This window comes from Leptolyngbya sp. CCNP1308, from assembly GCF_034932455.1.
Classification (GTDB): domain Bacteria; phylum Cyanobacteriota; class Cyanobacteriia; order Phormidesmidales; family Phormidesmidaceae; genus Nodosilinea.
In genome coordinates this window covers 71,583-86,906 of sequence record NZ_JAYGIH010000004.1, presented here as the reverse complement: position 1 = coordinate 86,906, position 15,324 = coordinate 71,583, and the positions used below count along the sequence as shown (strand labels likewise).

The following is a 15,324-nucleotide window of genomic DNA, read 5'->3' as shown; positions in this document are numbered from 1 at the left end:
CATGGCATGGAACTCTTACGGTTTAGATCGAGAAGCCCAGCAGCTGGTGCTGGCAGCACGCCAGCGAGACGAAGCACTTCCTCCAACACAGCGCTCTAAAAAAGCCTCGCTTAACCAGGCTCATAAAATGCGAATGTCCGTTTCTTATGGTTTGGAAAGGTTTTGGGGCGAGCAACTGCGCCTGCAAGACAAAGAACAAAACAAGGCTCAGTTTTGGAAAGAAACTTGGGATGCTTTTGTTAGCATTATGGCCAGAACTGGCGTCACTATCCCCAATGGGAACGTTCAGTTTACAGATACTCAAGCTATTCAAGAAGTTTCGGCAGAGCTTTGGAAGCTTGATCTGGCTGACCAACGTGTAGCTCTAGCTGTGCTGGCTCAGCTCTGCGATGCCCTAATTTGGTGGACTCAGCGGTATAAGGGAGGGGCTAGAGACGATGCCTAATATCCCCAATGCTGATCAGAAAGTGCCAATGATGTTTCGGGCACAGATCGATGGTCGTTGCCAACTCCAGCGCATTTACCCTGATCGCACCAAGGCAAATGAACCCCAAGATGTAGAACTGTGGGTCGATGAATGGATCGACAAGGCCAGTGATCGCCTGCCCCAGCTACCCGAAACCGGCAACCACAAACCCTATGAAATTAACTGGCGGTTTGTTACCAACGGTGGCCAAGACGACGGAATTATTCGCCCTGTCATTGGGGCCTACGGATGGCCCTTTTACCCTGGCAGCAGTATGAAAGGGGCATTTCGAAAGGCGTGTAGCCCAGAGCAGGCTAATCGCTACTGCGGCAAAGAACTTCCTGGTAAAGACTTTCAGCCTGGCATTTTGAGGTTCCACGGCGGCTACCCCACCAGCTCTAACTGGACAGAGGGATTGGTGGATATGATTCACCCCCAGCAAGAGCGCCAGGTGCAGCGCGAAAAACGAACCAGCGCCTTTGCCCAGATTTCGCTCTACCAGCCCCAGCTAAAGTTTGGCATCTCTAGCACTCAGCAACTAGAACCCACCGAATGGGAGGTTATTTGGCAAATTTGGGAAACTGCACTAGCCGGTGGCCTCGGCTGCCGAGTAAGCGCGGGCTACGGCCAGGTAGCTGACCATGCTGGTGAGGTTTTATTCAAATGCAGGCTTAAAGGAGAGGGGCAGGCCCCCAAGCTCATTGATAAATCCTCAGAGTTTCGACCCAACGTCTTTCGTGCAGCGCTGCGGGGGCACGCCCTAAGGCTGTTTGGTGGTCTAACCTCAGCAGACAATGCCGAACGTCTAGTTGATGATCTGTTTGGCAGCGTGAAGGGAAAGGGCGATGTTGGCCTACTGGCCATGAGCTTTCAGCCCAGCCGGGTGAATATGGGCACCTATGGGCGCGATCGCTGGGAGCAGCCGACCTACGATATCGAGGGTGACTTGCACTGGATGCTCAATCGCCCGCTAGATGATACGGCTCAGCGCCAGGCTCTAAACAACTTGGTGAGGGCACTGATGAACTTTGCCATGGTCTTTGGCGGGTTTGGTAAGTCTTGGCGACGGGCCGACCACCGCCTGTTTCACAAAGATTATGCTGAGCTATCAGGCAAACCGTTGATCGGGTGCCATTGGCAGTGGGGGGCAGACTCGCTCACCCAAAACCATAAAGTGCGTAAGCCAGAAAACATTACCCCTTTCCTCAATGCGGTCAGGGCCGCAGCCCAAAAGTGGGTAGAGATGCAAGGCCGCACCAGCAGAGATTGGGCTACAGACTGGCGCGAAGCGTGGCACCCAAACAAGGTGCAGGTGTGGGGTCGCCTAGCTGGCCATGAAGACGATAGCAGAGCGATCGCTTGGCTCCATGGCCCCTACCGTGAGGACATTCGTTCCGCTGGTACCACCGAAGGCTCTATCTACAAAACCTCAGTTACTGGGCAAATGGGCAAAATCGGTCGCCTGTGGCATCGCATGTATCCGGTGGTGCGCTTGGTCAAGCGCAAAGATGACCCAACCGGCAAACCGCTGGCTATCATGCCCGCTGACTGTCAATACCTGGAACTGCTGACGCTATTTCCTGATAACTCCCCCGATTTTCAGCAGTTTCTTACGTTCCTAAACCAAGAGCAAACCGACTTTGCCCTGCTCTGGCCCCAATAGCGGCCTATTACTCCCATACACCGCGCTATGACAACCTGGATTTTGACCGTTGGAGATAGCGATGTCTTCCTGTCTACTGCCACCCATTGGGACGATCTGAAGCGCCGGGCCAAGGATAGACGATTGGCGTCACCTCTGTTTCTAAAGACTGAGGTGTCTACGCCAACAGGCGAAAGGCTATTCTCCTATCCGGCTAGGGCACTAGGAGCGGTGTATGCTGACCAGATCGAAAACCATGTTGCTACTCTGCGGTTTCCTCGGCTAGAGGCTCTGCTTCAGGGCTTGGCGCAATGTCAATGGCAGCCTCAGCGCATTGTGGTTTTGCTGACCGACCAAAGCAATTTGTTTGGAGAGAGGGATCGCCAACCTAAAGATCCCTACTGGCGGGACACCTGCGAACTCGAACCCCTGCTGCGGCATTATCTGGGCCAAGCCTTACCCGACGCTACCCAGCAGTACCTTTTGGTAAGCCCAGAGGCCAACTGCCCTGGCCTAGACCATTGGGATAGTACCCTGTCACTGATCCAAGCTTTGCTTGGCCAAGTAGACTGGACCCCACGCAAGCCAGTCTACGTAAGCCACCAAGCGGGCACCCCAGCGCTATCGTCAGCGGTGCAGTTTGTGACGCTGACCCGGTTTGGTTCACAGGTTCAATTTTTAGTCAGCAACGAATTTCAGACTTCTTCAGAGCTGATTCCTAGCTCAACTTACCTCTGGGGCATTCGACTGCAAGAAGCCAGACGGCTCTTGCATCGCTACGACTATGCAGGTGTACAGGATGTCTTAAGGCAAGATATACCAATCATAGAGCCAGCAATTGGGCGGAGAATTGAGGATTTGCTCAACTCAGCTATTTTATGGAACCAAGCGAAGTTTGCTGAGTTTGCTGCCTCACTCCAAGAGGCACCTGATAGAACGGAAGAGTGGTGGTGGGCGGGCTACGAGTCAGCTTTTTTGGCGTTGGTGCGGCTAGAACAGGGCAATACTGTAGAAGCTCTGTTCCACAGCTTTCGTGCGGCAGAAGGTATGTTGAGCGACTGGGCCAAGTGGTACTACCAAGAAGATATCAAGGCGAACAAAAAGGGTGCTCCAGTTGCCTTTTTGCGAGAAGGAAGTGGTTTGCCTGCTTATTTACAAGAAGAACTGGCAGACAAAACTGATGGCTTGATGCTTTATAGCGGAAGCTTATTTAAACTTTTTGAAACAGCTCACCCAGAATTTTCTGACAACGAAAACATCAACATCATTTGGAAAGGGGCTAGCAGCATACGAAATCAACAGTTCCACAGACTTCTAGGCTTAGATGAAAGAGAGGTGTTTCGTGCCTGGGGCACCAAAGAAAATAGAGCTGCTTGGCAGAAACGATTACTAAACTGCCTTAACTCTATTACCAATCAGAACTTTGAATCTATTCAAACAGCCAGCTTAATGGCAACTATCCATCAAGATTTAAAGACCATTCTATAAGAATGATTTGCTTGGACGATGTTTTCGGAAATAACTCCCCACTTGCTAGGAAAACCAATTGAATGAAACCGTGTAAGCCTCAGGCAAAGAAATAGACTCAAGCTTGAAGTTCTGTTCCCCACTCGCTGGGAAAACCAATTGAATGGAAACCGATTGATGTTATCTGTGAATTGAATGTATGGCGAGCCGAAACTCCCCGCTCGCTGGGGAAACTAATTGAATGAAAACAAGTGCTTGGTGTATGTGCTTTTGCCCTTACCTGGGATCTCCCCACTCGTTGGGGAAACTAATTGAATGAAAACTTTGTATACGTAGATTTACCTTTTCCTGGAACTGGTAGCTCCTCATTCGCTGGGGAAACTAATTGAATGGAAACCTTTCGGTTCCACTCCTTGGTAGTTCATCCAATTGAATAGGTCTCCCCACTCGCTGGGGAAACTAATTGAATGGAAACCTGTAGCGGGGGAATGAATCGCCCTATCAACTACAACTCCCCACTCGCTGGGGAAACTAATTGAATGGAAACTACCGGTACCGGCCCCGGTTGCCGCCAGGTGCCGGTGATCTTCTCCCCACTCGCTGGGGAAACTAATTGAATGGAAACACCGGCTTTACGATCTCCTTCACCACGCCATGCCAGCCCTCCCCACTCGCTAGGGAAACTAATTGAATGGAAACTCGAGATTGAAGCCGCGAAGTCTGAATCTCGGTACAACCCTCCCCACTCGCTAGGGAAACTAATTGAATGGAAACAATTGCCAACTGGTGGTACAAGGGTACTCAAGGTGGCTAAGCTTCGGGTCCTCCCCACTCGCTGGGGAAACTAATTGAATGGAAACTGATCATCAAGCTTTCGCGTGAACCAGATTTGCACCTTCTCCCCACTCGCTGGGGAAACTAATTGAATGGAAACTGTTGAGCGGTCATGAGATGTTGAGTGGATTCTGCCAGGTTCTCCCCACTCGCTGGGGAAACTAATTGAATGGAAACAGATCGTTTACTGTGTACCCATGTTTGCTAAGAGCATCAATCCTCCCCACTCGCTGGGGAAACTAATTGAATGGAAACTTGGAGGAACCTTCTCACCAATAGTGGAGGCTCCAATACCACAGCTCCCCACTCGCTGGGGAAACTAATTGAATGGAAACCCAAAAGTCGAACTGTGATTCCGGAGTATTATCGTGAGAACTCCCCACTCGCTGGGGAAACTAATTGAATGGAAACATCTGGCAGCGGATGCTGGACTTGGCCCGCAGCACCTCAATGGTGGCTCCCCACTCGCTGGGGAAACTAATTGAATGGAAACATACGGGCATTTTTCCAGAACAGAAGCCAATCGCTACCCACTCCCCACTCGCTGGGAAACTAATTGAATGGAAACCATCATCGTGTAGCGCAATGAAGTCGTGAGCGTAGGTTTTACTCCCCACTCGCTGGGGAAACTAATTGAATGGAAACATGCCAGCCAGGCGAGCCACAGAGTAGCCGTTGTAGATGTCTCCCCACTCGCTGGGGAAACTAATTAAATGGAAACTCAACTTTAGCGCCAGTGGTTTTCACCACAGTACGGAGCTTTTGCTCCCCACTCGCTGGGGAAACTAATTGAATGGAAACGTGGCTAACAGATCACATTCAAAGGGAGGAAAGATTGCCAACTCCCCACTCGCTGGGGAAACTAATTGAATGGAAACTCGATCAGGGGTTCTGCGGCTTCGTAGTCAATCATGCTCTGGCTCCCCACTCGCTGGGGAAACTAATTGAATGGAAACTCCGCCCGGTAGGCGCTGAGTAGCAGGGCGTTTTCGTCGTGGGCTCCCCACTCGCTGGGGAAACTAATTGAATGGAAACATTTTGCTCGGCTTTTTGGCCGTAAGCAAAATCTCTACCCACTCCCCACTCGCTGGGGAAACTAATTGAATGGAAACCCGTCAGCAACATAAGCGGGGCACTCCAAACAGTGTTGTTCTCCCCACTCGCTGGGGAAACTAATTGAATGGAAACTTCTCAAAACCCCTAAAAATTACACCCTTGCTAGAGCCGTAATACTCCCCACTCGCTGGGGAAACTAATTGAATGGAAACTATTCGTCTACGGGCAGTTGCTTAGCGGCCACAGTGGGCTCCCCACTCGCTGGGGAAACTAATTGAATGGAAACAGAATCCATTAAAGGATGGATTTTTGCGACAGCATCGACTCCCCACTCGCTGGGGAAACTAATTGAATGGAAACTGCTGGTCTTGCAGGGAAACAACCCCACAGCGCCATCCGGGATCTCCCCACTCGCTGGGGAAACTAATTGAATGGAAACTTCATTGCATACACTAGAAGGTGCAACATTGGCGGCAATGGCTTCTCTTTCGACTCCCCACTCGTTGGGGAAACTAATTGAATGGAAACCCGAAGCGGTCGATGAAGTCTTGCTCTGTGGCGTAGGTCATGGGCCATGGGTCGCTACCTCCCCACTCGCTGGGGAGTACATTGATTGGAAACCAACCCAAGTCTTAGCAACGTCTTCTCTTTCGAACCTAAACTCCCCACTCGCTGGGGAAACTAATTGAATGGAAACACAGCATAATTGGCCAGAATGTTGGGGTCAGTCAGAATCGTCTCCCCACTCGCTGGGGAAACTAATTGAATGGAAACTCATCAAACCGGCTCGGCTGTCGGTAGCTCACCGGGTCTCCCCACTCGCTGGGGAAACTAATTGAATGGAAACTACAGCCACATCCCCGGCGACGGCCGGGAGCAAGTGGCTCCCCACTCGCTGGGGAAACTAATTGAATGGAAACTCCAGGTTAACGGAACCGGTGGTGGTGTACTTGATGCGATCCTCCCCACTCGCTGGGGAAACTAATTGAATGGAAACTCTAAGGTAGAGCCAGAATGAAGTGTACTTAACCCCAAGCTCCCCACTCGCTGGGGAAACTAATTGAATGGAAACGTTACTTTAGTGCTTTCAACCGCTTTCGATACCTGGTAACTCCCCACTCGCTGGGGAAACTAATTGAATGGAAACGTCCCCGAACCTCAGGAAGGAAAAACAATCACCAGGCTGTATCTCCCCACTCGCTGGGGAAACTAATTGAATGGAAACTCGTAGATGGCTGAATCCGAAAGGTTCTCCCCACCCGTAACAACTCCCCACTCGCTGGGAAAACTAATTGAATGGAAACTCAAGGTCAGCAAGTGAACCGTTGTTATCTACCCAGACTCCCCACTCGCTGGGGAAACTAATTGAATGGAAACCAGGCTCCGACCGATCGCGCCTAAAGAAAAATATTTTTCTCCCCACTCGCTGGGGAAACTAATTGAATGGAAACTTAATTAACTTAGTGTGAAAAAACACAAAGCTCCAGGTTTGAGTTCTCCCCACTCGCTGGGGAAACTAATTGAATGGAAACACAATGCCATCGCCGTGCTCGGGGTGATTGTAGTGACCTCCCCACTCGCTGGGGAAACTAATTGAATGGAAACTTATGAACTAGAAATGCTCCCCAAGGCAACAAGGTATCTCCCCACTCGCTGGGGAAACTAATTGAATGGAAACCGCCCCCTGCACTCACTCCACCGCCGCCGCACCACCTGCTCCCCACTCGCTGGGGAAACTAATTGAATGGAACCTTACCCGTCGCAGTTTGCAGCTTACGGCCAAACCGTAGTGCCGTCGCAGTGGCTCCCCGCTCGCTGGGGAAACTAATTGAATGGAAACTGCTTCTCCCAGTAGTGGCAGAGGTTGACCCAGATGTTGTCTCCCCACTCGCTGGGGAAACTAATTGAATGGAAATCTCCTGGTACTCGTCAAGGGCATCGCTCAACGCCTGCTCCCCACTCGCTGGGGAAACTAATTGAATGGAAACTACCAGCGAATGATCCTAAGATGACCGTCAACCTCTCTGAGTTCTCCCCACTCGCTGGGGAAACCAATTGAATGGAAACAACTTTGCATCGCCTGACACGGGTTTTAAGCGGCCTGATGCTCCCCACTCGCTAGGGAAACTAATTGAATGGAAACTCCCAGACTACAAAAGTCTCAAAAACCATTTCTGCAATGTAACGTCCTCACTCGCTGAGGAAACTAATTGAATGGAAACACTTCACCATATTCTTCGTTTTTGTGCATTTCATATGGTGCTGAACAACCCACTCGCTGGGAAAACTAATTGAATAGAACCATGGCGCGGGTCGCGCAGCTTGCGGGTTGTCGCTACTGCTCCAGACAGAGTCACCAAGGAACCAGTGAAGCTATGAATACTACGCGCGTAGGTAGTTGAGATAAATTTAAAGGAGCTGATGGGGGGTGCTCTTGATGCCTCAGGGTCAGTCAACACCCCAATCATCATCACTTAGGCCATCCTCATCAAGCGCGGGCGCGAGCGTAGGCGTGGGCTGATGGATGACGACAGGTACGGATTGGTGGGGAACCACCGTATGAGGAACCATCTGAACCGTTGGGGCTAATTCAGCATGAGTGCTTGATTTCTGGATGAAGCTAATCAAAGCGTAGTTCAGCAGTTCAGAATCACTGAGAGCACTTCCAGCTTCGCCAAGAACCTCGCGGGCTTTAGCAATCAGTCCTTTTTGAGTCGAGACACGAACGGTGTTCCGTTCCACTCGCTTAGTGCTTTTTCTACGGGCTTTGGGCTTGGAATTTGAAGTTGTCATTATGCGGCCACCTTTTGGGATAGTTCTTGTGCGAGAGAGTGCAAACCTAGGGCATTCGCGAATTGGGGGTCAGAGACAGTCTTGAAGCCAAGACCTGAGGCCCATTCCTTAACCCCAGGAACGAGGGAGCCACCACCAGAGAGCAGTAGTGTCCGCCCAGGCTCGTTTAAGTAGCTGGCCGACAGGCTCTGGTGCAATTCGCTCTCCAGGCTATTCAGCCAGCGGGTGGCCACAGGTGCGAGCACATCGCGGCAGTCGAGTTTAATCTTCCCTACGGTAGCGATCCCTTTGTTCTTGAGCATGGACATCAAACCCTCGTTAGACATGACCCGCGCGTAGTGGGGAGCCATAGCCGCATCAGAGCGAATCAGAGCTTTGAGTTCATTACAGACGGTCAAGTTCCCGAGCAAGGCTTTAACACCGCTGTGAGGAAGCTCGATTACAGAGTCAAGGGCAAGGCGCGCTTTGTTCATGGGAATTGCCAAAACAGTGCCGCCGCCAATGTCGAGAATAAAAGACTTTAACGGACGGCTCTCCTGCCCAAGGACAACCCCAGCGCTTTCGTAGACAACATTCAGAACGCTGATACAAAAGGTTTTGGTTTCTTGCTTCTCATCAGCTGAGGTGTAGGTAACACTATGGACGCCATCTAAACCCTCTTTCATAGCTTGACCATAGGCACTTTTGTCATGGACACTAACTACGACCTTCAGGCAGTCCCCATTCTGTATATATGGCCAGATTGCAGAGACTAGCATTGGAAATGCGTAACGAGGCTTGCCATTACCGCTGGGGTCACCCACAATTACCTGAAAGGGGTTGTAGACCGGATTCGTACTCCAAGATTTGAAAAACTCGCGGCTGTTATCCTTCTCAGGATCGGTGAATAGAGTGAAGCTGTCGGAGCTCTCTTCTTGAACAATACTATTCTGGTTAGTAGCTAACGAAGAAGGAATAACAATCTTCTCTAGCTTTCCGTCAGGTGTCTTAACACAGACTTTAGTCCAGTGGTTGCCAGGGTCGAATCCGATGATTAGCTGTTGCATTGAGTCTTGAGTCCTTGATTGAGTTTTACAATTTATCGAGCATGTTGCGGCGGTTTTGTGCGTCATATTCTCTTAGTTGAATGCGCCAGATTTGGATCATTTAAACCAAACTTGTCCCAAGTGTACCAATTTTATCTCAGCAAGACTGTTCAACCATTGGTGTGAGAACCGAAGCTTTTTAAGTAATGAAAACTCAATTGAGCTCGCAGGTGGACTCAGAAACTTCTACTGAATCAACGAAGGTCTGGAGAACTTTTGCGGCCTCTTCGTTCGCTTCGTAGAAGAGAGAACCGTCGCAGGCTTGCTCAAGCATCTGGCCTTGCCCGCTGCGTTGGGCTTCCATCATCAATGTGAAACCGATATGGCCAGCTAGCTTCTCCCTAGCTTCCTCAGCTAGACCAACGTCAGTAACATCTAGAAAGCCATCAACAAACTGAGCGGGCGGCAGGGTCAGTATTGTTTGACCATCCTCGATTCGGATGCTGTCAGCTTGTATCGCATCGAAGTCTACTTGAGCTGTGACAGAGCCAACAGCTTTATAACCTACCAGGACATCCCCAACCTTCTCACCGCTGACATAGCTAACAATCTGCGCGGGAACATCGAACTCATAATCCTCTTTAGCCGTAGGAGCTTCCACGCGCTCGCTGATGGCTGCAACGAGAATTTCTCTGGTGTCTATATTAAAATGACTATTGACCAGCTGGGGCAGGGCCACCGAGGTTGTCTTAAAGGATTGATCTTTAGGCTGACCGAACGCTACAGCAGCTGATAGAAACCCTCCTACGACGAGCGGAATAGATACTGAGAGGGTTATGACTCTTTTGATAGGGGAGAACATTTACTTATTAGCCAGCTCCCAACACTTCTCAACCCAGGCGAAGTACTCAGGAGCTTCATCTTTCATACCAGCGGGGTCAAGGATGAACCAGACAAAACCTTCTCCAAAAGCCTCGCCGCTCGTTGCCAGTCCATACCTGGAGACATTCTGCTTCACCGGCACGTAGCCAGCCACATCATTGGGAAAGTTCTTAGCGGCCTTAGCGTAGACCTGATGACCCGCTTCATGCAAAAGAGTCAGCAACAAAGCCAAGTCAGTACCCTCACCAGATTCAGCAGCGAGAGTCCAAGGTAGAAGTTCTTTGGCCAGGCGATCGCGCTTCACGGTTCGCTGGAACTTATTTTGTTTCTTATCTAGACTCTTCAGGAGTTCTTCAATCTCAGTCACCTCAACATTGAACTCACCATCCTCCTGCTGGGCTGACAGATTCAGAACGGTAGCCTTAAACATTCCAGAGGTATGGCCCAGGTTCTCGTCAAAGGCCCCATCATCGATGGGCAGTAGGGCACTCATCTGAGATTGGAAGACTTCATCACCCCCATCGCGCATCAACCCTTCAGTCAACTCGTCAGCACCACGGGTTGGATGTTCATCGAGGAATTGAGCGACACCCAACTGGAATTCGTTCTCAGTCAGCAGACGACTATCAAATCCCAAGGTGACAATTACGTTCTCGTTGAGAAAGTCCACAACCAGGCGCAGGCGATGACCCAAAGCTAAATCTTGGATAGCAATGCTTTGGAACATCCCATCCCAGCCGGGGCCTTTGAACTTATCGCTAACCGACAAAACATTGGCATCATGTAGGTCTAGAACACTCGGGTCAGTCCCCAAGTGAATGGTCTTTACAGCGGTGATGGAGACATTAACGAGCGCGTCTAGGGTCTCAGGAGAGGGCAATATGGGATGGAACTCAGGTTCTTTCTGATGGCTGGTGAGGGCTAGAGCTAGGAGACCAGACGAGAAGACGACATGCAGAAGGGAGTTTGACACTTTCTTATAGCCTTATATATGGGGAAGTCCCGACCAGGAATGAGCGAGACCATTAGAACTTATTAACCGAACGCGCGACGGGATTCTTCGATTTGTTCTAGGGTTCGACCAGCGGCTAGACCTACGAATAGGAGTTGGATGAGTTTCATTGTTTCGATTTCCAGGGAGTTGGGATTATTTCTTAGTGCTGAAGTAGCCAGCACTGAGGGTGTCTAGGGCCAGCTCTTGCTCAGCGCTCCAGCCCTCTACATCACCGGAGTCACCACCATCTCTAACTGTGATGACCTCAGCGGTCTGTTGGTCATTAAGACTATCGACGGCATCGAGATTAGCTTGTCCGGGCTGATTACAACCAACGGTTAGAGCTGAGGCAACACCAAGGGCGGTGTAAGCGATAAATTTCTGGGTTTTCATTTTGCTGCTTCCTCGACGGTTTGAGTTGCATGTTCAGCGGGCGAGATTTGAACTTGGTGAGCAGGGTCGCCCAAACCGATCGCAACGCCAGTGAATAGGCAGAGAAAACCAGTCAACCCGCAGGCGAAGACCATGCGCTGAACACCAATCCGAAACCGCTTAGGGTCATTCTTTAGGTCAGTTTTTACTTCAGCGACAGTGTCTGAGATTATTTTGCCAACACCGACAGTAGCGCCTTTGGCGACTGAACCAAGTCCTCTTGATGCGCCGTTGGCAGCGAGGCCAGCATTGCGTAGAGCCTCTTGAGCAGCAAGGGCCGCGGCCTGTTGAATGAGAGCGGCAACCTCAGCTGAAACACTAATTTCTTGACCTTCGTGGACGACAATTTGAGTTGGGTTATTTTCCATAAATCCTCGGGGGTTATCCCTTTTGTTTCATGTTGGAACACTATCAATTTGATGCCAGCAAAGTCTGTTCAACCCATATATTTTCTATCTAATAAAAAGGCCCCGGATGGAGCCCCTAGCTAGATTTTTTCTGAGCTTAAAAGAACTGCGGATTGATAGAACGTCTGGCATCCGCAATTCTTAGGCGAACTGCCGTGTGACCATAAACTGTGTAGACCAGAAATCGGCGGTCGGCTTCGATTTCTAGGCTCAGCGGCAACCCCAGACAAAAACCTAGGGCGACCGCGGGAACCAGAACTTGAATTGTTTTCAATTGATTGAACATTGGTAGATGAGTCCTTGTTATTTAGGCTGGAAAGATTGTCCGCTAGGCTGAGTAAACGCCCGACCCAATCGTCCAAAGAGGCCGGGGGCAGGCGGCTCGTCATCAAGGGGTTCAAGCTCGATTTCCTCACCATAGAAATGAGCAGCAGGAGCTCCTTCTTTGGCAGATGCGGGGTCAATAGCAGATACCTCAGGAACCTCAGCGGGAGGCTCTTCAACAATCACTTCTTGGGGCACGGGCTTAGTAGGAACGGAACCCAGGCTAGCTTCGAGGAAAGACCGCGCCCGCTCGTGATGTGCACCACCCTGGAAATACTTATGAGCGTTTCGAACGGTGGTAGTATTGCTGTCGGGAATATCCCAAGCAAGCTTCCCAGTCTTAGGGTGACGGTAGTCTTCACGAGCAGTGCCAACGAGAATCGCGGAGTAGGCGTGTCTGATGTCGTGCTCACCAGGGCGGAACCCACGATCAATCAGATACTCCATGACAGCAGGAGCCATTTCGCTGATGGAGATTTGACCCTCAACCCCGTACTTTATGGCGTTGCTAGGAGAAAACTGGATTAGGCCTTTATACTCATCACGATCACCGCCCATTGCGTTGGGATTTAGAGTCCCACCACTTTCCCAAGACATCAAAGCCACAAACTCAATCGGGTCTAAACCCATGTGACGGGCGACATCAACGAGAGAAGCAGCACCTTTGGGGTCAGCCATTACGCGCTCGGCAGCGTTCTCAGAAACCCGCCCGCCAAAGGGGATGTACTCACCACTAGCTTCAGGAGCGGACGCAGGGGCCTCAGCTTGAACTTCAACAGGAGCAGGCGCTTCCAAGGGAGCTGCAACGACTTCACCCTTAAGAGCCTGGATGTCACTGACGTTAGGAACAGCAGCAACATCAAGACGATTGCCGTGGTCTTTGAACGCGGGAGGCCCCATCGCAACGTGGATGTCCTCCTCGAATCCCCAGTGCAAAAGGTGAGGCAGGGTGGAACGAACCAGGATGAAGTTCTCAGCGCCCGATTGAACCTGCTGACCGTAGCGCTTACCGTCAAGCATCTTCACACCGATGTGAGAGTGGGCACCCTGACCGATGCCGGTGTTACCCACCTCACCGATAATCTTGCGACCAACCTCAGCGGGGTCAACCTCAAAGGTTTGCTTACCGTTGTCACGGTAGTAAGTCCAGCTCTTACCAAAAGCAGAGTTACAGTGAAGAACCTGAATCAAACTGCCAGGCATACTGGGGTGAGTCTGCTCGATGACCAAACCGCCGCCAGCAGCGTCATACCAGACTTTAGCCGCAGTACCCACAGCCAGGATTTTATGACCCTTAGCGAAGGGGAGGTCAACACCGCGGTGAGGACGAGGCCCGTTCCCCAAATCCCGCTGGTATTGATGCGAAATTACGGGAATACCGTTGATGTAGGAAGCTTTGTCTCTACCACGACCGTTGTGAAGGTCTTCACCAGAGAGAATCTCCTCGGCACTCCAGAGAACCAGAGGCTTGCGCTGGTTGATACGATCGCCCTCGGCAGGAACCATCCCATCCATCAACGCTTGCTTAGTAGCCATACCCACGACACCATCAGCGACCAGACCGTGGTCGAACTGAAACCTCATGATCGCAGTCTTCGTCAAAGGCCCGAAGTTCCCAGTAACAGGAAGTTCATAGCCCAGGTGATTCAACTTCTTCTGAGCCAAGAAGACCCAGTTGGAGTCCGACATGTCCGCGAATTTGTACTGTGTGATGTCGATGTCATGGATGTTGTGCTCGGTGGCCACCGGCTTGTCAGCAGCTTGCTCATTAGAAGCAGCCTGTACATCACCTTCGGTACCTTTAACCTCTTCACCACCAATCTGGGGCGCAGTCAGAGGCTCAGCGTCGCGGTCAATCAGATTCAAAGAACCTTTGACGAAACCACGAACCAGGTCACCAGCACCAGGAGCGTCAGCTTCTTTAGCGAGCGGTTGAACATCAGGTTGAGGAACTTTAGCAGCGGGCTCAGCCCCCACAACCTCAGCAGCTGGAACAGGAGCTTCAGCTTCAACAATCTGAGGATTACCGTTGGCATCACGCTTGACAGTAGCTTTGACAGCATCGCGCAGCAGCTTGTTAACAGGGTTCTGCTGAACTTCAGTGTGGAGGACACCGCTACCTTCACTGGCGCTTGCAGAAGGAGTACCACCGCAGAAGTTAATACCGGACACCATCGCCGCAGCGACGGTTAGGGTAGCAGCGCCACGACCAGCTTTTTTGACCTTTGCATCGAGGTCAGGGTCGAGGTCACGACCACCGTAAACTTCAAAGTTTGCTTCGTATTCAGTTTGGGCGAAAACTTCTAGCACAACGTGCCTCCATTTGATTAGATCGGGTGGAGGCCCGCCTGCTAGAATTAAGCAGCAAGACCTCCTATTTGACGTGGGTGCGTTTTGTGAAATCGAGCTTGGAAGTTTGCAGCTTCTTCAGCTCATGGGCTCTCTAGTTGTTTGCAGCAGCTAGAGAGCCCTTTTCAATTTTGGATTCAGCGTTCTGAAGCCTCAAAGTATTTTCGATAACGGCTCGATCAAGCATCCCCGGCAGGAGCTTGCCAAGATATTCCATTTGAGATTTGATTGTCATTGGGTGATTTCTCCTGGTGATAGCGGGTGAGAAGCACCTCAAGCTTTAAGAGGGCAGCTTCGACTTCGGGATTTAAGTTGGGTTGGGTTCGCATGATGCGGTTCCTAAAGATTGGGGACTGAAACATTAAGACTGGTTTCGAGCTTGGCTTCGATCGAGCGGAGAGTTTCGAGACTAATGGCCCGCTGGCCTTGCTCCCAGAACCACCACTGGCATCTCCTCACCCGTAGAAAATCGTAAAAGTTCTCGTTTCTGGGAAATAGTTTCCGGTCTCGGTTAGCTCGTAAATCTTTGAGCTTCTGTTCCAAGCCGGGCGATTCGAATGAGAAATTTACAACGACTTTCATAGGTGTTTACTCTAATTTGTTCCATGACTGAAACATACCAGGTCGATAGTGGTGAGAGGTGGTCAACCTGG

The 15,324-nt window shown here is 50.8% G+C and carries 12 protein-coding genes and 3 CRISPR repeat arrays; of the genes, 3 read left to right on the top strand and 9 right to left on the bottom strand.

The window, feature by feature from the left end; genetic code table 11:
- The first annotated feature begins 1 nt into the window (after position 1).
- Genes VB780_RS03485 through VB780_RS03475 form a run of 3 tightly spaced genes read left to right on the top strand, consistent with a single transcriptional unit; the run spans position 2 to position 3,596 of the window.
- Complete coding sequence (locus VB780_RS03485; protein WP_323349749.1) at positions 2 to 445, top strand: hypothetical protein; 444 nt, start codon at positions 2 to 4, stop codon at positions 443 to 445.
- Complete coding sequence (locus tag VB780_RS03480) at positions 438 to 2,129, top strand: hypothetical protein (protein WP_323349748.1); 1,692 nt, start codon at positions 438 to 440, stop codon at positions 2,127 to 2,129. The genes VB780_RS03485 and VB780_RS03480 overlap by 8 nt, the downstream gene beginning before the upstream one ends.
- Before the next feature lie 27 nt (positions 2,130 to 2,156).
- Complete coding sequence (locus VB780_RS03475) at positions 2,157 to 3,596, top strand: hypothetical protein (protein ID WP_323349747.1); 1,440 nt, start codon at positions 2,157 to 2,159, stop codon at positions 3,594 to 3,596.
- A gap of 34 nt (positions 3,597 to 3,630) precedes the next feature.
- Positions 3,631 to 4,902: direct repeats of the CRISPR family, unit length 36 nt; unit sequence CTCCCCACTCGCTGGGGAAACTAATTGAATGGAAAC.
- A gap of 115 nt (positions 4,903 to 5,017) precedes the next feature.
- Positions 5,018 to 5,993: a CRISPR direct-repeat array (repeat unit 36 nt; unit sequence CTCCCCACTCGCTGGGGAAACTAATTGAATGGAAAC).
- A gap of 132 nt (positions 5,994 to 6,125) precedes the next feature.
- Positions 6,126 to 7,768: direct repeats of the CRISPR family, unit length 36 nt; unit sequence CTCCCCACTCGCTGGGGAAACTAATTGAATGGAAAC.
- 145 nt (positions 7,769 to 7,913) lie between these two features.
- Here VB780_RS03475 and VB780_RS03470 read toward each other — a convergent pair.
- From VB780_RS03470 to VB780_RS03430, 9 genes are all read right to left on the bottom strand, one after another.
- Positions 7,914 to 8,207, bottom strand: a complete 294-nt coding sequence (locus VB780_RS03470; RefSeq protein ID WP_323349746.1) for a hypothetical protein — start codon at positions 8,205 to 8,207, stop codon at positions 7,914 to 7,916.
- Positions 8,208 to 8,257: 50 nt separating this feature from the next.
- Positions 8,258 to 9,304 (bottom strand): hypothetical protein, encoded by a 1,047-nt coding sequence (locus VB780_RS03465; protein WP_323349745.1) that lies wholly within the window; start codon positions 9,302 to 9,304, stop codon positions 8,258 to 8,260.
- A gap of 193 nt (positions 9,305 to 9,497) precedes the next feature.
- Entirely contained in the window at positions 9,498 to 10,022 is a 525-nt protein-coding gene (locus VB780_RS03460; protein WP_323349744.1) for a DUF4230 domain-containing protein, read from the bottom strand.
- Between the two features lie 123 nt (positions 10,023 to 10,145).
- Entirely contained in the window at positions 10,146 to 11,138 is a 993-nt protein-coding gene (locus VB780_RS03455) for a hypothetical protein (protein WP_323349743.1), read from the bottom strand.
- A 174-nt stretch (positions 11,139 to 11,312) separates the two neighbouring features.
- Positions 11,313 to 11,552: a hypothetical protein gene (locus tag VB780_RS03450; RefSeq protein ID WP_323349742.1), complete on the bottom strand. Its 240-nt coding sequence runs from the start codon at positions 11,550 to 11,552 to the stop codon at positions 11,313 to 11,315.
- On the bottom strand, positions 11,549 to 11,959 hold the full coding sequence (locus tag VB780_RS03445) for a hypothetical protein (protein ID WP_323349741.1): 411 nt from the start codon (positions 11,957 to 11,959) through the stop codon (positions 11,549 to 11,551). The genes VB780_RS03450 and VB780_RS03445 overlap by 4 nt, the downstream gene beginning before the upstream one ends.
- A 136-nt stretch (positions 11,960 to 12,095) precedes the next feature.
- Positions 12,096 to 12,284 carry a hypothetical protein gene (locus tag VB780_RS03440; protein WP_323349740.1) on the bottom strand — a complete coding sequence of 63 codons (189 nt, stop codon included), beginning with the start codon at positions 12,282 to 12,284 and terminating at the stop codon, positions 12,096 to 12,098.
- A 17-nt stretch (positions 12,285 to 12,301) separates the two neighbouring features.
- Entirely contained in the window at positions 12,302 to 14,632 is a 2,331-nt protein-coding gene (locus VB780_RS03435) for a peptidoglycan-binding protein (protein ID WP_323349739.1), read from the bottom strand.
- A gap of 133 nt (positions 14,633 to 14,765) precedes the next feature.
- Complete coding sequence (locus VB780_RS03430; RefSeq protein WP_323349738.1) at positions 14,766 to 14,906, bottom strand: hypothetical protein; 141 nt, start codon at positions 14,904 to 14,906, stop codon at positions 14,766 to 14,768.
- Between the last annotated feature and the right edge of the window lie 418 nt (positions 14,907 to 15,324).